Source organism: Streptomyces sp. NPDC107522, assembly GCF_055657525.1.
Genome location: NZ_JBVKAU010000016.1, coordinates 59,159 through 78,163, shown reverse-complemented (window position 1 = coordinate 78,163; position 19,005 = coordinate 59,159). Strand labels below are relative to the sequence as shown.

The 19,005-nt window shown below is 70.8% G+C and carries 16 protein-coding genes; 11 read left to right on the top strand and 5 right to left on the bottom strand.

The genetic code is table 11. The features are described 5' to 3' along the window. The first annotated feature begins 126 nt into the window (after nt 1–126). A complete protein-coding gene (locus tag ACZ7L6_RS34940; RefSeq protein ID WP_471931016.1) occupies nt 127–402 on the top strand; it encodes a hypothetical protein in 276 nt (91 codons plus the stop codon). 147 nt (nt 403–549) lie between these two features. On the opposite strand, the gene ACZ7L6_RS34935 is transcribed toward ACZ7L6_RS34940, so the two are convergent. After that, nucleotides 550–1,134 carry a TetR/AcrR family transcriptional regulator gene (locus ACZ7L6_RS34935; RefSeq protein ID WP_471931014.1) on the bottom strand — a complete coding sequence of 195 codons (585 nt, stop codon included), beginning with the start codon at nt 1,132–1,134 and terminating at the stop codon, nt 550–552. 115 nt (nt 1,135–1,249) lie between these two features. On the opposite strand from ACZ7L6_RS34935, the gene ACZ7L6_RS34930 reads away from it, so the two are divergent. Beyond that, nucleotides 1,250–2,776, top strand: a complete 1,527-nt coding sequence (locus tag ACZ7L6_RS34930; protein WP_471931012.1) for an FAD-dependent monooxygenase — start codon at nt 1,250–1,252, stop codon at nt 2,774–2,776. Between the two features lie 378 nt (nt 2,777–3,154). On the opposite strand, the gene ACZ7L6_RS34925 is transcribed toward ACZ7L6_RS34930, so the two are convergent. Further along, complete coding sequence (locus ACZ7L6_RS34925) at nt 3,155–3,667, bottom strand: MarR family winged helix-turn-helix transcriptional regulator (RefSeq protein WP_471931010.1); 513 nt, start codon at nt 3,665–3,667, stop codon at nt 3,155–3,157. Nucleotides 3,668–3,773: 106 nt separating this feature from the next. Here ACZ7L6_RS34925 and ACZ7L6_RS34920 point away from each other — a divergent pair, with 106 nt between their 5' ends. The 3 genes from ACZ7L6_RS34920 to ACZ7L6_RS34910 are packed head-to-tail and all read left to right on the top strand — an operon-like array spanning nt 3,774 to nt 6,612. After that, a complete protein-coding gene (locus tag ACZ7L6_RS34920; protein WP_471931008.1) occupies nt 3,774–4,721 on the top strand; it encodes an EamA family transporter in 948 nt (315 codons plus the stop codon). Between the two features lie 35 nt (nt 4,722–4,756). Next, complete coding sequence (locus tag ACZ7L6_RS34915; protein ID WP_471931006.1) at nt 4,757–5,695, top strand: DMT family transporter; 939 nt, start codon at nt 4,757–4,759, stop codon at nt 5,693–5,695. Nucleotides 5,696–5,709: 14 nt separating this feature from the next. Next, entirely contained in the window at nt 5,710–6,612 is a 903-nt protein-coding gene (locus tag ACZ7L6_RS34910; RefSeq protein ID WP_471931004.1) for a LysR family transcriptional regulator, read from the top strand. Between the two features lie 307 nt (nt 6,613–6,919). On the opposite strand, the gene pepN is transcribed toward ACZ7L6_RS34910, so the two are convergent. After that, a complete protein-coding gene (gene pepN / locus ACZ7L6_RS34905) occupies nt 6,920–9,496 on the bottom strand; it encodes an aminopeptidase N (protein WP_471931002.1) in 2,577 nt (858 codons plus the stop codon). Nucleotides 9,497–9,694: 198 nt separating this feature from the next. Between pepN and ACZ7L6_RS34900 the strand changes: the two genes are divergently transcribed. Further along, a complete protein-coding gene (locus ACZ7L6_RS34900; protein WP_471931000.1) occupies nt 9,695–9,925 on the top strand; it encodes a ribbon-helix-helix domain-containing protein in 231 nt (76 codons plus the stop codon). Next, on the top strand, nt 9,912–10,259 hold the full coding sequence (locus tag ACZ7L6_RS34895; RefSeq protein WP_399102239.1) for a type II toxin-antitoxin system PemK/MazF family toxin: 348 nt from the start codon (nt 9,912–9,914) through the stop codon (nt 10,257–10,259). Before ACZ7L6_RS34900 ends, ACZ7L6_RS34895 begins: the two co-directional genes overlap by 14 nt. A gap of 58 nt (nt 10,260–10,317) precedes the next feature. On the opposite strand, the gene ACZ7L6_RS34890 is transcribed toward ACZ7L6_RS34895, so the two are convergent. Then, nucleotides 10,318–11,334, bottom strand: a complete 1,017-nt coding sequence (locus ACZ7L6_RS34890) for an aspartate-semialdehyde dehydrogenase (RefSeq protein WP_471930998.1) — start codon at nt 11,332–11,334, stop codon at nt 10,318–10,320. Nucleotides 11,335–11,641: 307 nt separating this feature from the next. Here ACZ7L6_RS34890 and ACZ7L6_RS34885 point away from each other — a divergent pair, with 307 nt between their 5' ends. Beyond that, nucleotides 11,642–12,169, top strand: a complete 528-nt coding sequence (locus ACZ7L6_RS34885; RefSeq protein ID WP_471930996.1) for an RNA polymerase sigma factor — start codon at nt 11,642–11,644, stop codon at nt 12,167–12,169. A 1-nt stretch (nt 12,170) separates the two neighbouring features. Beyond that, nucleotides 12,171–12,923 carry a hypothetical protein gene (locus ACZ7L6_RS34880; protein WP_471930994.1) on the top strand — a complete coding sequence of 251 codons (753 nt, stop codon included), beginning with the start codon at nt 12,171–12,173 and terminating at the stop codon, nt 12,921–12,923. A 50-nt stretch (nt 12,924–12,973) separates the two neighbouring features. Here the strand turns inward: ACZ7L6_RS34880 and ACZ7L6_RS34875 are convergent, their stop codons facing one another. Continuing rightward, complete coding sequence (locus ACZ7L6_RS34875; RefSeq protein ID WP_471930992.1) at nt 12,974–16,261, bottom strand: S8 family serine peptidase; 3,288 nt, start codon at nt 16,259–16,261, stop codon at nt 12,974–12,976. A 225-nt stretch (nt 16,262–16,486) separates the two neighbouring features. On the opposite strand from ACZ7L6_RS34875, the gene ACZ7L6_RS34870 reads away from it, so the two are divergent. Further along, the gene (locus tag ACZ7L6_RS34870) at nt 16,487–16,957 is read left to right on the top strand and encodes an NUDIX hydrolase (protein ID WP_471930990.1); all 471 of its coding nucleotides are present in this window, start codon (nt 16,487–16,489) and stop codon (nt 16,955–16,957) included. 199 nt (nt 16,958–17,156) lie between these two features. After that, nucleotides 17,157–18,944 (top strand): TIGR03767 family metallophosphoesterase, encoded by a 1,788-nt coding sequence (locus tag ACZ7L6_RS34865; protein WP_471930988.1) that lies wholly within the window; start codon nt 17,157–17,159, stop codon nt 18,942–18,944. Nucleotides 18,945–19,005: the final 61 nt, after the last annotated feature.

Below are 19,005 nucleotides of genomic sequence, written 5' to 3'. Positions count from 1 at the left end.
GCCCGTTCAGGGCCGAAGCGGGGGTCTGGGGGCGGCAGCCCCCAGGGACGGCCACTGCAGCGCCGGGCACCCTTACGACACCCCCCGGACGCGCGCCCCCCGGAGGGGTTCGGTACTTTTGGCCCCGTGGACAAGAAGAACGCCCTGCGCGCCGGCGCCCTGGCTGCCGGTACGACGCTGATGATGCTGCTCATGTCGTCCCCCGCGCTCGCGCTCACGCGTGACGACGGCGACGACCCCGGCCAGGGCCTGAGCGTCATCGAGACGCTGGGCCAGTTCGTCCTGGCCCCCCTCGTGCTGTTCGCGGTCATCGCGGGCCTGGTCATGGTCCTCGACAAGTCGCACAAGCAGAAGGACACGACCAGCTCCAACATCCGCACCAAGGCCGACGTGAAGGCCTGACGCGAGACTCTTCGAGTCCGCCGCGCACTCCTCGAGGGCGCCGGCTCCGTCGTACGTACGCGCATCCGCCGTATCTACGCCGAGGCCGGCGCCCTTGGTGTGTTCAGCGACAGGCGGCCCTCACGGACGGTCACGCAGGGGTGACCCTCACGCCGGATACGGCGCCGTCAGATACCGCTGCACCGTCGGCGCCAGCCATGCCACGATCTCCTCGGTCGCCAGGTCCACGGCGGGCGGGAACCGCAGGACGTAGCGCGTGAGCGCCAGCCCGAGCAACTGGGCCGACACCAGCGCCGCCCGCGCCGGGGCCTGCTCGGGGTCGGGGCACACCCGGCGGGCGACCGGCAGCAGCTGGTCCCCGAAGATGCCCCGCATGCGGTCGGCCCCGGCCTGGTTGGTCGCGCCGACCCTGAGCAGGGCCGTGAGCACCTCGTTCTTCTCCCACATGGCCAGGAAGTGCGTCACGAGCGCCCGGCCGGCGTCGTCCCGGGTCAGCGACGCCGGGTCCGGCAGCTGCAGATCGATGGCGACGGCCGCCGCGAACAGGCCCTCCTTGTTGCCGTAGTAGCGCATCACCATCGACGGATCGATGTTCGCGTCCTTGGCGATCGCGCGGATGGTGGCGCGGTCGTAGCCGTCGGTCGCGAAGCGCTCGCGGGCGGCGTCGAGGATCGCGGTGCGGGTGGCGTCGGAGCGGCGCGGTGGGGTGGGGGGCTTGCTGGGCGGCGTCATGCCAACAAGTGTAGGCCAACAAGTGTTGACACGTTTCGGAGTCGGGGTCTAAGTTTGCCAACAAGCGTTGACCAACAGGTGTTGGCAAACGAACGTTGGCGCCCAGGAGGCCACCATGAACGGCAACGGAACCAACAGCAGCAGCGGCAACCACCCCGTGATCGTCGTCGGCTCCGGCCCCACCGGCCTTCTCCTGGCCGGTGACCTGGCCGCCGCCGGCGTCCCCGTCACCCTCGTCGAGAAGCGCCCCCACGAGATCAGCAACCTCTCCCGCGCCTTCGGCGTCCACGCCCGCACCCTCGAGCAGCTCGACGCCCGCCCGTCTCCCACCACCACCCTCAACGGACGTGCTGCGCACGCACCTCTTTCGCGGAGTCTCGCCGACGACCTGCTCGCCACCGGCAGCACCATCACCGAGCTGCGCCTCTTCCGCCGCCTCTCCCTCGACCTGGGTACGCTGCCGTCCCGCTTCCCGTTCCTGCTCATCACTCCGCAGTACGAGGTCGAGCGGCTGCTGGAGCGGCGGGCCCGTGAGCTCGGCGTCGAGTTCCTCTTCGAGAACGAGGTCCTGGGGCTGCGGCAGGACGACAGCGGTGTCGACCTCGATGTGCGCGGCCCGGACGGGACGGTCCTCACGCGCCGCGCCGCCTATGTCGTCGGGACGGACGGTCACCGCAGTGCCGTACGCCAGGCGCTCGGCCTGCCCTTCCCCGGTGTCTCCGTCATCAAGTCCCTGTTCCTGGCGGACGTCCGGCTCGCCGAGCGGCCCGAGAGCGTGCTCACCGTCAACGGCGCGGGCGACGCCTTCGCGATGATCGCCTCCTTCGGCGACGGCTGGTACCGCGTCATGGGCTGGAACCGCCGCCACGAGGTCCCCGACGACGCCCCGCTCGACCTCGACGAGATCAAGGAGGTCACCCGCCGCGCCCTGGGCACCGACTACGGCATGCACGACGCCCGTTGGCTCTCCCGCTTCCACAGCGACGAGCGCCAGGCGCCCGAGTACCGGGTCGGGCGGGTCTTCCTCGCGGGCGACGCCGCGCACGTGCACTCACCGGCCGGTGGACAGGGCATGAACACCGGCCTCCAGGACGCGGCCAACCTCGGCTGGAAGCTCGCCGCGGCCGTCCAGGGCTGGGCGCCCGAGGGCCTGCTGGACACCTACCAGGCCGAACGCCACCCCGTCGGCAAGGCCGTCCTGCGCAGCAGCGGCGGGCTGGTCCGGCTGGCCCGTGCGCAGAGCCCGGCGCTGCGTGCCGTACGTGCCCTCGTCTCCGCCTTCGTGAACGCGGCCAAGCCCGCCCGGGCGAAGGCCCTGGCCCAGATCTCGGGCATCGGCTACGCCTACCCCGCCCCGCGCGGCTCCCACCGCCTGGCCGGCACCCGCGTCCCCGACGTCGCCTTGGAGAGCGGCCGCCTCTACGAGGCGCTGCGCGGCGGACGGTTCGTACTGATCACGCCGAAGGGCTCGATGCCGTACGACGGGCAGGGCGCCCGCAAGGACCGGCTGACCGTGGAACGCTGGGCGAGCGACCGCCGTACGACCGTGCTGGTGCGGCCCGACGGATACGTGGCGTGGGCGGCGGACGGCGCGGACGCGGCGACGGTGGAGCGGGCCGTCGCGGCGCACCTGGGGTCCTGAACCCCGGGACCGGTCCCGGGGGCAGGGGGCTAAGGTCGGCGAGCTCGCCCTGGTTCAGCGCCCGTCTGCAGGTTCCGGAGGCCTGGATGCTCCTGATCTTCGCTGTCCCCGTCTTCTGTGTCTTCGTCTGGATGGCCTGGACCGTGTTTCGGATGAGCCACCTGTCTCCCTGGCGCCAGTGGCTGCCCGCGACCCTGCTCACGGCTTCCGCGTCCTCGTGGTTTCTCCTTGCGGCTGCCGGTGCCTCCGTGTTCTGGGTGTATCTGCCGATCTGCTTCGCACTGGCATCGTGGGCCGTGAGCCTGCGGGAACGCCGAGCGGCGGGCAGGCGAGAGCGTGAGCTTGAGGCGGACGCGGCGCCTTGAGCGTCGCAGGCTCCTACCGGGGTTCCGGCGTCCCCGCCAGCAAGTCCCGCAACAGGTCGGCCAGTTGGCCGGCCTGTTCGTCGTCCAGGGTGGACAGGGCCTCCGTCTGGACGGCGAGCCCGGCGGTGACGGCCTCGTCGATGAGGCTCAGGCCCTTCTCGGTGAGCGTGACCTGAAGGCCGCGGCGGTCGTGCGGGTCGGGGGAGCGGCGCAGCAGGCCGGCCCGTTCCAGCTTGTCGAGGCGCCCGGTCATGCCCCCGGTGGTGAGCATCAGCGTCGCCGAGAGCTGGCGGGGCGAGAGCGTGTAGGGCTCACCGGAGCGGCGCAGGGTCGCGAGGACGTCGAACTCGCCACGTGAGATGCCGTAGGGCGCATACGCCTTCTCCATGCGGTCGCCCATCATGCGCGCGAGGCGGTAGATCCGGCCGAAGACCTCCATGGCCCTCGTCTCCAGGTCGGGCCGCACGGCCGCCCACTGGTCGATGATCGCGTCGACGGGGTCCTTGCGCTGCGGGCGTTCGCTCATGGGCCGAGTATCGGCGGTCGACCGCTCGGCCGCAAGAAAGTGGCTTGACGGAAAGTTGCTTAGCGCTAAGCTACTTTCTGCTGACCTACTTCGAAAGGTGCGTTCCATGGCCGCGAACCGCGCCGCCCTGACCCTCCTCACCGCCCTCGCCCCCATCTCCTGGGGCACCACCTACGCCGTCACCACGGAGTTCCTCCCACCCGACCGCCCGCTCTTCACGGGCCTGCTGCGCGCCCTCCCCGCCGGTCTGCTGCTGCTCGCCGTGGCCCGCGTACTGCCCCGCGGCGCCTGGTGGTGGAAGTCGGCGGTCCTGGGTGCGCTGAACATCGGCGCCTTCTTCCCGCTGCTCTTCCTCTCCGCCTACCGGCTGCCCGGCGGCATGGCGGCCGTCGTCGGCTCGGTCGGCCCGCTGTTCGTCGTGGGCCTCTCGGCGCTGCTGCTGGGGCAACGGCCGACGCTGCGCAATGTGCTCACCGGGATCGTGGCGGCGTTCGGCGTCAGCCTGGTCGTGCTCAAGGCGGCCGGCGCGCTCGACCTCGTCGGCGTGCTGGCGGCCCTCGCCTCCACGGCGGCCATGTCCGCCGGCACCGTCCTGACCAAGCGCTGGGGACGCCCGGACGGCGTCGGCCCGCTCGCCCTCACCGGCTGGCAGCTGACGGCCGGCGGCCTGCTCATCGCCCCGCTCGCCCTCCTCGTCGAGGGCGCGCCGCCCGCACTCGACGGCCGGGCGACCGTCGGCTACCTCTACCTGGCGCTGGCGAACACGGCGGTCGCGTACTGGCTCTGGTTCCGCGGCATCGGCCGCCTCACCGCCACCCAGGTCACCTTCCTCGGTCCGCTGTCGCCCCTGACCGCCGCGGTGGTCGGCTGGGCGGCGCTGGGGCAGACGCTGACGCCGGTTCAACTGGCCGGGATGGGGCTGGCGTTCGGCGCCACGGTGGCGGGGCAGCTCGGGCCGCGCGGGAAGGCCGAGGCCGTACGACCTTTCAGTTCTGCTGAAAAGAAGCTTCCGAAAGTTTCGATGGACGTGACAGATGTCGCGCTGCGACGGTAGACGCACCGACGTCACCGCCCACCGAAAGGACCTCTGTGCCCGCCGTCCTGAACCGGACCGCCCGTAGAACACTCACCCGTACACCCACCCCGAGCCCCGCACCCAGGGCGGCGGCGCTCGGCATCGCGCTCGCCGCTCTCGCCACCGTCGTCTGGTCCGGCAGCTTCGTCACCTCCCGGGCGCTGCACGACAGTGTGCCGCCGGTGCAGCAGGCGTTCTGGAGATGGCTGGTCGCGCTGGTCGCCGTGGCCCCGTTCGGGGCGCGGCAGGCCTGGCGGCAACGAGAGCTGATCCGGCGTCACCTCGGCTTCGTGAGCGTCGCCTCCCTCCTCGGCGTCACCGTCTACAACACCCTCGTCAACCAAGCGGGGTTGACCACGCCCGCCGCCAACATGGGCATGATCATGGCCGCTTCGCCGGTTCTGATGGCCGTGTTCGAGCGGGCCTCGGGGGTACGGCTGGGTGCGCGCCGGGTGGCGGGCCTGCTGACGGCCTGCGCGGGTGTCGTGCTGCTGATCGGGGGAGGAGCGGGCGGGGCCCGTTTCGCGGCCGGGGACCTGTGGATGGTCGCGGCGGCCTGCTGCTTCGGGGCGTACAGCGGCCTGTTGCGGCGGCGGCCGGCCGAACTGGGCGGTACGGCCTTCCTGTTCACCACCTTCCTGCTGGGGACGGCCCTGCTGCTGCCCGCGCAGGGGGTGAGCCTGGCGGTGCAGGGCGGCTTCGCCGCGACGCCCGGCACGGTCCTGCCGATCCTCTACGTGGGAGTCGCCTCCTCCGCCGTCGCCTTCTTCGCGTGGAACAGGGCGATCGCGCTGCTCGGGCCGAGCCGCGCCGGAATCGTCTACTACCTCCAGCCGGTGTGCGTGTCCCTGCTGTCCTGGGCCGTCCTCGGCGAGGCGACCGGCTGGGCCCAGGTCCTGTGCATGGCGCTGATCCTGGGCGGAGTCGTCCTGGGGGCGGCGACGCGGCGGTGACGTAGGTTGCCGCCATGGTCGAGTGGGACATCCGGAAGCTGCAGATCCTGCGGACGTTGCGCGAACGGGGGACGGTGACCGCGACGGCCGAGGCGCTGCGGATGACGCCGTCGGCCGTGTCGCAGCAGCTGACGAATCTCGCCAGGCAGGTCGGGGTGCCGTTGCTGGAGGCGCAGGGGCGGCGGGTGCGGCTGACGGACGCGGCGCGGCTGGTGCTGCGGCATGCAGAGGCGGTGTTCGAGCAACTGGAGCGGGCCGACGCGGAGTTGGCGGCCTATGTGCACGGCGAGGTCGGGGAGGTCCGAGTGGCTGCCTTCTCCACGGCGGTGCCGGCGCTGGTCGTACCGGCCGTGCGGGCGCTGCGCGAGGCGCATCCCGGGGTGGTCGTGCGGGTGCGGGAGGCCGAGGCCGGGGAGGCGTACGAGCTGCTGGCGGGTGGGGAGGTGGACCTCGCGCTGTCGCTCGCGGCGCAGGCGCCGACGGTGGGGGACGCGCGCTTCACGCGGGTCCCGCTGATCGTGGATCCGCTGGATGTCGCGTTGCCTCCGGGGCATCGGCTGGCGGGGGCCGGGGTGGTGCGGCTGGCCGATCTCGCGGGGGAGGACTGGATCTTCGGGGGGAGCGGGCCCTGGTCGGACATCACGCGTGGGGCGTGTGAGGCGGCCGGGTTCAGTCCTCGGCAGGGGCATTCTGCGGCCGGGTGGACGGCGATTCTGGCGATGGTGGAGGCGGGGATGGGGGTGGCGTTGGTGCCGCGGATGGCGGTGGGGGCCAGGGGTGGGGTCGTGATGCGGGAACTGGGAGCGGATCGGCCGGTTCGGCATGTGGTGGCGGCTGTGCGGAGGGGGAGTGAGGCGCGGGTTGCGGTGGGGAGGGTGCTGTCGGCTCTGGGGGCTGCTGCTGCGCGGCTCGCTTGATGGTGCACCGGCGTGGCGGCTGGGCGCGGGTGGGTGCGCAGCCCGGCGCGACGGGGTGCCGCCTTCTGCGGGTCGGGAGCCGCCCCAGCGGCACGACTGCCCGCAGGCTAAGGCGGGTTGTGGCGATGTCGGGAGGCTGAGTGGGTTGTGCTGCAGGCTGAGTGGGTTGCGGCGATGCCGGGAGGCTCAGTGGGTTGCGCCGGTGCCCGCAGGCTGTGCCGGTTGGGGTGCTCGCTTGCTCTGCGGATACGGCAGAGGGCGTCCGGTCTGAGACCGGACGCCCCCCTCCATGTACGTACGACGACCGTTACTGCTCCGCCGCCGCGTCTGCCGCCTGGGCCTTCAGTGCTCGTTCCACGCCTGCGCGGGACTCGGAGATCAGGCGGCGCAGGGCCGCGTTGGGCTCGGCCGAGGACAGCCAGGTGTCTGTCTTGGTCAGGGTCTCCTCGGAGACCTGGACCGTCGGGTACAGGCCGATCGCGATCTGCTGGGCGATCTCGTGGGAGCGGGAGTCCCAGATGTCCTTGACCACCTCGAAGTACTTGTCGGTGTAGGAGGCCAGGAGTTCGCGCTGGTCGGTCTGGACGAAGCCGACGATGACCGCTTCCTGCATGGCGTTGGGGAGCTTGTCGGAGTCGATGACCGACGACCAGGCCTCGGCCTTGGCCTCGGGGGTCGGGCGGGCGGCGCGGGCCGTGGCGGCGTGGCGCTCGCCGGCCGCCGTCTTGTCCCGCTCGTACTCGCCCGCGATCTCCGCCTCGTCGAAGCGGCCCACCGCCGCCAGGCGCTGCACGAACGCCCAGCGCAGCTCCGTGTCGACGACCAGGCCCTCGATCGTCTGGGAGCCGTCCAGCAGGGCCTCCAGCAGGTCCAGCTGCTCGGGCGTGCGGGCCGTCGTCGCGAAGGCCCGCGCCCACGCCAGCTGGTGGTCGCTGCCCGCCTCCGCCGAGCGCAGGTGGGCCAGCGTGGCGTCCGTCCAGCGGGTCAGCAGGGCCTCGCGGGCGGCCGGGGCGGCGTACAGCTCGATCGCCAGCTTCACCTGCCTCTGCAGCGACTGCACGACGCCGATGTCGGACTCCTTGCCGATGCCCGACAGGACCAGCGAGAGGTAGTCGCGGGTGGCGAGTTCGGCGTCCCGCGTCATGTCCCAGGAGGACGCCCAGCACAGGGCCCGGGGGAGCGACGCCTCGAAGTCGCCGAGGTGTTCCGTGACGAAGGCCAGGGACTGCTCGTCCAGGCGGACCTTCGCGTACGACAGGTCGTCGTCGTTGAGGAGGACCACGTCCGGGCGGCGCTTGCCCGACAGCTGTGGCAGGGCGGTCAGTTCACCGTCCACGTCCAGCTCGATGCGCTCGTCGCGCAGCAGCTTGCCGCTGTCGGCGTCGAGGTTGTACAGGCCCACCGCGATGCGGTGCGGGCGCAGCGTCGGCTCGCCCTTCGCGCCGGCCGGCAGCGCCGGGGCCTCCTGGCGGATCGCGAACGACGTGATGACCCCGTCGGAGTCCGTCTCGATCTCCGGGCGCAGGACGTTGATGCCCGCCGTCTCCAGCCACTTCTTCGACCAGGTCTTCAGGTCACGGCCGGAGGTCTCCTCCAGGGCGCCGAGCAGGTCGGACAGGCGCGTGTTGCCGTACGCGTGGCGCTTGAAGTACGCCTGGACGCCCCGGAAGAACTCGTCCATGCCGACGTACGACACCAGCTGCTTGAGGACGGAGGCGCCCTTGGCGTAGGTGATGCCGTCGAAGTTGACGAGCACGTCGTCCAGGTCGCGGATCTCCGCCATGATCGGGTGCGTCGACGGCAGCTGGTCCTGGCGGTACGCCCACGTCTTCATCTGGTTGGCGAACGTCGTCCACGCGTGCGGCCAGCGCGACTCGGGGGCGTGCGCCTGGCAGGCGATGGAGGTGTAGGTGGCGAACGACTCGTTCAGCCACAGGTCGTTCCACCACTCCATGGTGACCAGGTCGCCGAACCACATGTGGGCCAGCTCGTGCAGGATGGTCTCCGCGCGCGTCTCGTACGCCGCGCCCGTCACCTTGGACCGGAAGACGTACTGGTCGCGGATGGTCACCGCGCCCGCGTTCTCCATCGCGCCCGCGTTGAACTCCGGCACGAACAGCTGGTCGTACTTCTTGAACGGGTACGGGTAGTCGAACTTCTCCTGGAACCAGTCGAAGCCCTGCCGGGTCACCTCGAAGATCGCGTCCGAGTCGAGGTACTCGGCGAGCGACGGCCGGCAGTAGATGCCCAGCGGGACCGACTGGCCGTCCTTCTCGTAGACGCTGTGCACGGAGTGGTACGGGCCGACGATGAGCGCGGTGATGTACGTCGAGATGCGCGGCGTCGGCTCGAAGGACCAGACGTTGTCCTTGGGCTCCGGCGTGGGCGAGTTGGAGATGACCGTCCAGCCGTCCGGGGCCTTCACGGTGAACTGGAAGGTGGCCTTCAGGTCGGGCTGTTCGAAGGACGCGAAGACGCGGCGGGCGTCCGGGACCTCGAACTGGGTGTAGAGGTAGGCCTGCTGGTCGACCGGGTCGACGAAGCGGTGCAGGCCCTCGCCCGTGTTGGTGTACGCGCAGTCGGCCACGACCCGCAGGACGTTGCGGCCCTGCAGCAGGCCGGGCAGCGCGATCCGGGAGTCCTGGAAGACCTCGCCCGCGTCGAGCGGGTCGCCGTTGAGCGTCACCTCGTGGACGGTCGGGGCCACGAGGTCGATGAAGGAGTCGGCGCCGTTCTCGGTGACGTCGAAGCGCACCGTGGTGACGGACCGGTAGGTGCCGCCCTCCTGCGCGCCGGAGAGGTCGAGATCGATCTCGTACGAGTCAACGGTGAGCAGCTTCGCCCGCTGCTGCGCCTCTTCGCGAGTCAGGTTTGTGCCAGGCACGCGGTCATCTCCTCGATATGTGTGGGTTCGGCCATCCTTCCATGGCGCCTGCCGGGGAGGCGACGTCCAGGGACCCCTGCGGCACCGCCCTAGGGAAAGCCCTCTACCACGATGTTCGTTCATGAGGTAGGCAAGGGTTGGCTCCCGCTCGGTGTTCAGTAGGTAGCAAAGGTGGTCATACCCTGGTACTCTGAGGGTATGAAGATCAGTGTGAGCCTGCCGCAGGAGGACGTCACCTTCGTCGACGAGTACGCCGCGCGTACTGATGCCGACTCCAGATCGGCCGTGATACACGACGCCATCGAGCTGCTCCGGCAGGCGCAATTGGAGCAGGAGTACGCCGAGGCTTTCGCCGAGTGGGACGGCAGCGAGGACGCGGAGTTCTGGGACCAGTTCTCCGGGGACGGGCTGACCGATGAAGCGCGGTGACATCTATCTGGTCGACTATGAGCCGACGCGTGGCAGTGAGGCCAACAAAGCCCGTCCGGCGGTGATCGTCTCGAACGACGGTGCCAACGCCGCGGTGGAGCGAACGGGGCGAGGCGTCGTCACGCTCGTTCCCCTGACGACGAACACGGCCCGCGTCTATCCGTTCCAAGTGCTGCTTCCCGGAGGGGAGTGCGGTCTTCTGAAGGACTCCAAGGTGCAGTGTGAGCAGGTGCGTGCTCTTGCCCTGGAGCGGCTGCTGCGGCCGATCGGCTCCGTGCCCCGCCAGCGCATGGCCGAGATCGACGTGGCGCTGCGGCGGCATCTGGCGCTCTGAAGACGCGAAGGGGCGCCCACCGTTCACCGGTGGGCGCCCCTCGGTCATCTCCGCGGCGTTACGCGCTCAGCTCCGCCGCCACCAGCTCCGCGATCTGCACCGCGTTCAGCGCGGCGCCCTTGCGGAGGTTGTCGTTCGAGAGGAACAGGGCGAGGCCGTGCTCGACCGTCTCGTCGGTGCGGATGCGGCCGACGTAGGAGGGGTCCTGGCCGGCCGCCTGCAGCGGGGTCGGGACGTCGGTGAGGGCCACGCCGGGGGCGCCGGCCAGCAGTTCCTTGGCGCGCTCCACGCTGATCGGGCGGGCGAAGCGGGCGTTGACCTGGAGGGAGTGGCCGGAGAAGACCGGGACGCGCACACAGGTGCCGGAGACCAACAGCTCGGGGATCTCCAGGATCTTGCGGGACTCGTGGCGGAGCTTCTGCTCCTCGTCGGTCTCGTTCAGGCCGTCGTCGACGATCGAGCCGGCCATCGGCAGGACGTTGTACGCGATCGGCGCGACGTACTTGTTCGGCGCGGGGAACTCCGCCGCCGAGCCGTCGTGGGTCAGCTTGGGCGCGTCCTCGCCGACCTTCTTGATCTGCTCGAACAGCTCGTCCACACCCGCGAGACCCGAGCCGGACACCGCCTGGTAGGTGGCGACGACCAGGGCCTCGAGGCCCGCCTCCGCGTGCAGCGGCTTCAGGACCGGCATCGCGGCCATCGTGGTGCAGTTCGGGTTGGCGATGATGCCCTTGGGGCGGTCGGCGATCGCGTGCGGGTTCACCTCGGAGACGACCAGCGGGACCTCGGGGTCGCGGCGCCAGGCCGAGGAGTTGTCGATCACCACGGCGCCCTGGGAGGCGACCTTCGGAGCGAGGGCCTTGGAGGTCGAGCCGCCCGCCGAGAACAGGACGATGTCCAGGCCGCTGTAGTCGGCCGTCGCCGCGTCCTCCACCGTCACGCCGTCCAGGACCGTCCCCGCCGAGCGGGCCGAGGCGAACAGGCGCAGCTCGGTGAGCGGGAAGTTGCGCTCCGTGAGGATCCTGCGCATGACCGTGCCGACCTGACCGGTGGCTCCGACGATTCCGACCCTCACGGCGACTCCTTTACGCGTTCTTGCATGTCTGCGGCCTTTCCATCATGCGGCCGACCCTGGTCCGCCTGTCCAATTCTTTGCGTTGCATGCCCGGGGACTGGAACACACCGACCGGCCGGGTGATTCCGGAAATCCCGCCCGTACCCGCGCTGAGCTGCAGAACTTCGCCTTCTGAGGGCCTCGTGCCGCAAGCTGTGCTGCGTCGTCCCGCGGTGTGACGTACGCCTCGCGGAAACTCCCGGAAACCCGGTCGAACGTTTCCGTGCGCCGCTGCGTCGTAGAAGAAACGCGGTGAGGGGGGTGGCTTGTGCTGCGCAGAAAGGCCCGCCGTGCCCACGAGGACGATCACGAAGATCCTCTGGACGCGGCCCAGGAGCGCAGGGTGCGGGCGGTGCTCGCGCTCGGCGGGGTGCCGCAGGCGGACCTGCTGGACGGGGTACAGCAGGTCCGCCTGCGGCTGCTGGAGCGGGCCGCGAGCGGCCGTGAGGCGCCGCGGGACGTGTCGGCGTGGGCGGCGGTCGTCGCCTCCAACCTCGCCATGGACTGGCACCGGGCCAAGAAGCGCCAGGAGCGGCTCGGCGAGCGGCTCGCGGCGCTGCGGCAGACGGAACACCCCTCCGGCGAGGACACCAGCCTGCTCTCCCTCGCCGTCTCCCAGGGCCTGGACGAACTGCCCGACGCCCAGCGTCAGGTCCTCGTCCTGCGCTTCTACGCCGACCTGCCGGTCCGCGGGATCGCCGAGGAGCTCGGCATCCCGGAGGGCACGGTCAAGAGCAGGCTGCACACGGCGGTACGGGCCCTGCGCGCCCGCCTGCACGAGGACGAGGTGGTGTGACGTGACCGCCGAGAACGAAGGCCGCACCGGCGCCGACGCGCTGATGGCCGCGATCACCGACGAGCCGCTCACGGACGAGGCGCGCGCGGACGCCGCCTTCATGGCCGAGCACCGGGCGGCGGCGGCCGATGTGGCGCTGCTCCGGGAACAGCTGGGGATCATCGGGCGGGCGCTCGCCGAGCCACCGGCACCGGCTCCCGAACCGGCTCCCGTACGACGGCCCTCTCCCGTCCGGCGGCGTGCGTTCACCCTCGCCTTCGGCACCCTCGCGGTGGCCGCCGTGGCCTCTGTCGTGGCCGGTCTGGGCTGGCTGGTGTCGCAGGCCGGGGACAGCGGTCTGGCCTCGGGCGGCAGCGCCGACCAGGCGAGTTCCAAGCAGGCCGACACCGCGTTCGGCAGCCCCCGCTACCTCGCCTGCGCCCGGCTGGTCGCCGAGGGCGACGTCACCTCCGTGGAGCCGTTGCCCGGGACGGGACAGGAGCGGATCACCCTGAGCGTGACCCGTTTCTACAAGCCGAAGAGCGGGCCGGAGAAGAGCGGGCCGGAGAAGGGCGAGAACGAGAAGGGCGAGGACGAGAAGGCGACCTTCCTGATGGAGCGGGACACTCTCCACAAGGGCGAACACGTGCTGGTCGGCATCCCCCGGCACAGCGCCGTACCGGACGTCTGGTTCGTCGGCGAGCGGGACATCGCCCCCGAACGGGCCTGGATCACCGCCGCGCTGACCGACTCGCGGGAGCTCACCTGCGAATGAGGAAGGGCGGGCGCCCGCAGGGGACGCCCGCCCTCACAGCCGTACGACGACTACGGCGTGACCTTCTCGATCTTCACGTTGCCCACGCCCGCGACCGTGCCGCGCGCGTTCACCAGGCGGACCTGGCCGAAGAACTCGCGGCCCTCCGGAGCGGCCGCCTTCGCGGTCACGCTGCCGGTCACCGTGGCCGAGTCACCCGTGCCGAGCTTCACCGGCGCCGACTCGTCCACCGTGACGGTGCCGAGCGAGGCGGAGTAGAAGACGTCCAGGTAGTCGTAGGCGGTCGAGCCGCCCGGCACCGCGTAGCCGATGACCTCGATGCTGTACGTCCCGGCGGCCGGCTTCGCGATCTTGACCGACTCCTCGGAGTCACCGTCGGCGGAGCTGCCCACCTGGGTGCCGGACGCGTCCTTCACCACCAGGTCGAGGTCCGCGGCGGCGTCGGAGACGTTGCCGATGGTCACGTCGAGGGACGTGGCGCCCTCGGGCACGTCGACCGTGGTGGTCTGCGTGACGCCCTCGGCGATCGTCGGACGCGTGGCCTTCGACGAGCCGAGCGGGCCGCCGGCCAGCTTGCCGTCGAGGGCGGCGTACTTGTTGGTCACCTTCCAGGAGGCGGCGGCCGGCGTGCCGACCTTGGCCTCGGGGACGGTCACGGTCTCCGGGTCGAAGGCCGCGCCCAGGACGGTGACGTCCAGCTTGTACGGGTTGTCGAGCAGCGGCGACGTACGGCGCGACTCGACCTCGATCTCCCAGACGCCGGGCTGCGGGTCGGCGTACGCACGCACGTCCGGCTTGCAGCCGTTGCCGTCGAGGTAGTTGTTGTAGCAGTTCGGCGTGCTGGTCGTGTCGACCGGAACGCCGTACGGGTGGATGGCGATGAACCGGGTCTGGCTCTTGCCCTTCAGCCCGCCGATCGCGACCTCCAGCGACTTCGCGCCCTCGGGAACGGTCACGAAGTAGTGCTTGGTGCTGTTGCGCTGCACCGAACCGGACGCCGAGTACGTGTACTTCAGCGGCGCGGAGACCACGACCGTGTTGAGGATCTGCTGGTCGACGCCCTCGGTGCGCGGGTCGTCGACCTCCAGGATCGCGCTCTTGAGGCCGGCCGAGGACGGCTTGGCGGCGACCTTGACGGTGACGGGCTTGTTCAGGCCGAGGCTGATCTCGTCGTCGCCGACGATCCGGAAGGTGCCCCCGGCGTTGTTCTCCAGGTCCAGCTCGTGCCGGATCGCCTTGTCCGGGCCGGACGTACGCGTGATCGTGACGTCGTACGTCTTCTTCTGCCCGGCCTTGAGGCCGCCCTCACGGTCGTAGATGCCGGTGCCGAAGCCCGGCGTCTTCAGGAACTGGTCGATCGCGGTGTCGACCGGCGCCTTCACGGCGTACTCGTGGGCGGTGGCGCCGTCGCGGATCGAGTCCCAGGCGTCCTCGATGTCGATGAGGCCGGCACCCTCCTCGTAGGCCTGCACACCCTTGATGTGGTCGGCCGTCGAGGTGAGCGCGGTGCGCAGCTTCGCCGGGGTGAGGGCGATGCCCTTCTGCTTGGCGGCGCTCAGCAGCAGCGCGGACGCGCCCGCCGCCTGCGGGGACGCCATCGAGGTGCCCTGGAGCATGCCGTAGCCGGCCGGCAGGGAGTAGCCCGCCTCGGCGACCGGGGCGCCCGGCAGCCAGGTCTGGATGGTGTTGATCGCGGCACCCGGGGCGACCAGGGTCGGCGTGAAGCCGCCGTCCTCACGCGGGCCGCGCGAGGAGAACGGCATCATCGCGTACGACTTCTCCACGACGGAGCCGTAGTTGGCGGCCCACGTCTCCTTGGAGATGGACGCGCCGACCGAGATGACCTTGGCGGCCAGAGCCGGGTCGCCGATGGTGTTGGCGCCGGGGCCGGAGTTGCCGGCGGAGATGACGAGCTGGACGCCGTAGGTGTCGATCAGGCGCGTGTACAGCTCGGCGCGGGCGTTGTTGCCGTCGTTGAGCGCCGGGAGGCCGCCGATGGACATGTTGACGATGTCGACGCCGCGGTTGACGACGAGGTCGATCATGCCCTCGGTGAGCGCGACGTTGGTGCAGCCGCCGGTCCAGGTGCAGGCGCGGGAGGAGACGAGCTTCGCGCCCGGCGCCGCGCCGTTCATCTCGCCGCCGAACAGGCCGTTCGCGGCGGTGATGCCGGCGACGTGCGTGCCGTGCTCGGACTCGATGACGCCGATGTTGACGAAGTCGCGCTTCTGGCCGACCCAGGTCCCGCCCAGCGGGTCCATCGGCACGTCCTTGCGGATCTGCACGACGAACGGCTGGCGCTCGGCGACGTCCGTGGCCGGGTTGTCGGTGCCGAAGTACCCGATCTGGAAGCCGTCCTTGTACGGCTTCATCGGGGTGTCGTCACCGAAGTCGTTGTTGTTGTTGAGGTCGACCCGGACGGTGCCGTTCGCGGCGTCGTAGAGGACGCCCCACGAGTCGGTCTTGTCGCCGTCGCGGTTGGCGTCGCCCGCCGCGTCACCGCCGGTGGTGTACGACTCCAGGAAGGTGCTGACCTGGTAGGAACCGGCGGGCGCGGTCCAGGTCTTGCCGCCGTAGGTGAAGGTGGGCCCGGAGACGGAGGTCACCATCGGGCGCCAGGTGCGGTCGCTGTCCAGGAGCGGGTCGGTGGCGGTGACCCAGTCGACTATCTTCCGCTCACCGGTGGTGGTCTTCTGCAGCGCCGGGTGGCCGAGGTCGACGCCGGAGTCGAGGATGCCGATGGTGATGCCGCGGCCGTCCGCCTTCGGGTGGTCGTCCACGAAGTCGACGGCGCCCGTCTCGAAGGACGGGTTGTACGGGTTCTCGGCCGGGGTCTTCTTGCCCGGGGCGGCGTAGGAGGTCGCCGCGGCCGTCGACTTCTTCGTGTCGACGGCGGGGTCGTCCAGGGGTATCTCCTCGCGCAGGTCGATGCCGTGCACCGAGGAGAGCTTCGCGGCGGCGGCGATGGCCGAGTCCGCCTTGCCGGTGGGGACGGTGGCCCGGACGTAGCCCAGCTTGTCGTAGGTGCGGCCCACAGAGCCGACCGCGTCCAGCTGCTCCGCGACCTTCTCGGTCTGGCCGGGCGCGGTCGCGATCATCATCGTGACGTTCTTGTCGCCGTCGGCCTTGGCCTCGGCGAGCAGGTCGGCGTCGTCCGAACCGAGCTTGTCGTGCGCGGACTTGACGCTCGGGTCCGCCGCGGCCGGCGCGGGGTCCGCGGCTATGGCCATGGGTATCGGCCCGGCCGCGGAGAGCGCGGCGACGAGACCGGCGGCCACGGCTATGCGGGCCGAGCGTCTCGCGCCCGGCTTCGGTTCGCGCTGGGGGGTGAGGGTCATCGGCATCCCTTGTTGGTAAAGGAGCAGGGGTCGTCCGGAATGCGATCCCGGACGACCGCACAGCTTTATGCAAGGGAAGGATGTTTGGGAAGAGTTGACCGAATCGAAATGGACGGATGGGGAAAACCCCCGATGCATTTGGGGCGAGAGGGAGTGAACAGGGCAAGTCGCCCGTAAGCCGAATATTCGGCTGCTCATCCGGCGCCGACCGCTTAACGTCCCTACGTGCGGAAGAACTTGAGGGTGGCGGCCTACGCCATTTGCGTGCGTGACGGACAGCTCCTCCTCGCCCGGTCCCCGGCGCCCCGCGGCGGCTTCGAGTGGGTCCTGCCGGGCGGCGGCATGGAGCACGGTGAGGATCCCTACGACGCGGTCGTGCGGGAGGTGGAGGAGGAGACCGGCTATCTCGTCGAACCCACCGGTCTGCTCGGCGTCGACTCCGCCCGCCGCGCCCTCCCGGACCGCTTCGGCCGGACCGTCGACCACCACGGCCTGGCGCTCGTCTACGAGGCCCGGATCACCGGCGGCGACCTGCGCTACGAGGTCAACGGCTCCACGGACATGGCCGCCTGGCATCCGCTCGACGACATGACCGCACTGAACCGGGTCCCGATGGTCGACAAGGGACTGGCGCTGTGGCGGGAACGACCGGCGGCCGGAAAGGCTTCAGTACCCCCGAAGATGAACACGGAGTGACCGAGTCCCGGCCGTTCGACGAGCGGTCGTGGACGCGGAAGGTAGGCCAAGATCCACGTACGGTGATCGGCGCTGCGCGTTGCGGTCATGTTCATGCGCAGGTCATCCCGGGTGCCAACGATCCACAGTGAGCGGGCCGTTCGCGGCAGCGACAGCCCGCGACCACTGCCGACGCGTTCGCACTCGGGGAGATCGCGCCATGTCGCGCATACGCTCTGTCGCCAGCTCCGCGCTGGGGGTCCACCGTCGTACCCTGCTCGCCGCCACCGGAGCGGTGACCCTCTCCGCGGGCGTCGGCTACGCCCTGCGGCCCACCGACAGCCAGGCCGCCACGACCACGAACCCCGCGAGCGCGCCGAACGCCGCCGCGGGCGCCGCCGCCGAGGCTCCCGTCGGCGCCTCCCGGAACCTGCCGGTCGCGCTCGCGCCGTACACCCGTGGCACCACCCTCGCGAACGTCGCCACCCCGCGCGGTGACTCCGGATACCGCCGGCTCGGTGACGGTCCCGGCTGGCGGCGGGTCGTCCGCGAGAACCTGGCGTCGGCCAAGGCGGGGCGCGAGAGGCGGCGTACGGCGCTCGCCGCCTTCGTCCAGCTCACCGACCTGCACCTGATCGACGCCCAGCACCCGCTGCGGCTGGAGTACCTCCGCTCGACGGACGTGCACGCCTGGCGGCCCCAGGAGGCGCTGACCGTGCCCGGCGCGGTGGCGCTCGTCGAGCGGATCAACGCGCTGCGGGGCGCCCCCGTGACCGGTGCCCCGCTGCACTTCGCGATGACCACCGGCGACAACACGGACAACAACTGCAAGTCCGAGCTGGAGTGGTTCCTGACGGTGATGAGCGGCGGCCGCGTCACCCCGAACACCGGTGACCCGCGGCAGTACGAGGGCGTCCAGAACAGCGGCCTCAAGCTCTACTGGCAGGCCGACGACAGCATCCGCGACGCCGACAAGCAGTTCGGCTTCCCGCACATCGAGGGCTTCCTCGCCGCCGCGATCCGCGAACTGCAGAGTCCCGGCCTGAACATCCCCTGGTACTCGACGGTCGGCAACCACGACGCGATGCCGCTCGGTACCTACGCCTCGCACAGCGACTCCTACCTGACCGACCTCGCCGTCGGCGGCAAGAAGCTGATGACAGTGTCCGCGGCGGACGCCAAGAAGCTCCAGGACTCCCTCAAGCAGGACAAGGACCCGAGGGGCACCGTCTTCAAGGACTTCCTCAAGGCCCACGCCCGCTCGATGCGCTCGGTCACGCCGGACGAGAGCCGCGCCCCGTTCACGCCCCGGCAGTACGTACAGGCCCACCTGAACCCGGCCCATCGCGGCCACGGCCCGGTCGGCCACGGCTACTCGACGGCCAACCTCGACGCCGGCACCCAGTACTACAGCTTCCGCATCGCCGACGACGTCATCGGCATCAGCCTCGACACCACCGACCCCGGCGGCCACTACGAAGGGTCCGTCGGGGCGGCCCAGTTCAAGTGGCTGGACCGGACGCTGCGCGACAACAAGGACTCGTACGCGATCATCTTCAGCCATCACACCAGCGAGACGATGGGCAACCTGCGCCGCGACCCGGCCCGCCCGAACGAGCGGCGCGTGGGTGGCGCCGAGGTGGTGGAGCTCCTCGCCCGGCACCGCAACGTCCTCGCCTGGGTGAACGGCCACATCCACAAGAACGTCGTCACCCCGCGGTCCGGCTCCGGCGGCGGCTCCTTCTGGGAGATCTCCACCGCCTCCCACGTCGACTTCCCCCAACTCGCCCGGATCATCGAGGTGGTGGACAACAAGGACGGCACGATCTCCCTGTTCACGACGCTGATCGAGTCCTCGGCCCCGCACCGCACCGACTTCACGGACCTCTCCCAGACGGGTCTGGCGGCGCTCTACCGCGAGCTGTCCTTCAACGCCCCCGGCGCGCGCACGACCCTCGCGGGCGACCGGAAGGACCGCAACACGGAGCTGGTGCTGAAGAAGGGCTGAAACTCACTCAACTGGCGTCCCTCGCCTCAACCTTCGCAGCACGCGCCCGGTCTCTCCCTCC

Coding starts and splice junctions, on each gene's coding strand:
- ACZ7L6_RS34935 (WP_471931014.1), bottom strand. CDS start 1,134: ATGACGCCGCCCAGCAAGCCCCCCACCCCACCGCGCCGCTCCGACGCC.
- ACZ7L6_RS34930 (WP_471931012.1), top strand. CDS start 1,250: ATGAACGGCAACGGAACCAACAGCAGCAGCGGCAACCACCCCGTGATC.
- ACZ7L6_RS34925 (WP_471931010.1), bottom strand. CDS start 3,667: ATGAGCGAACGCCCGCAGCGCAAGGACCCCGTCGACGCGATCATCGAC.
- ACZ7L6_RS34920 (WP_471931008.1), top strand. CDS start 3,774: ATGGCCGCGAACCGCGCCGCCCTGACCCTCCTCACCGCCCTCGCCCCC.
- ACZ7L6_RS34910 (WP_471931004.1), top strand. CDS start 5,710: ATGGTCGAGTGGGACATCCGGAAGCTGCAGATCCTGCGGACGTTGCGC.
- ACZ7L6_RS34900 (WP_471931000.1), top strand. CDS start 9,695: ATGAAGATCAGTGTGAGCCTGCCGCAGGAGGACGTCACCTTCGTCGAC.
- ACZ7L6_RS34895 (WP_399102239.1), top strand. CDS start 9,912: ATGAAGCGCGGTGACATCTATCTGGTCGACTATGAGCCGACGCGTGGC.
- ACZ7L6_RS34875 (WP_471930992.1), bottom strand. CDS start 16,261: ATGACCCTCACCCCCCAGCGCGAACCGAAGCCGGGCGCGAGACGCTCG.
- ACZ7L6_RS34865 (WP_471930988.1), top strand. CDS start 17,157: ATGTCGCGCATACGCTCTGTCGCCAGCTCCGCGCTGGGGGTCCACCGT.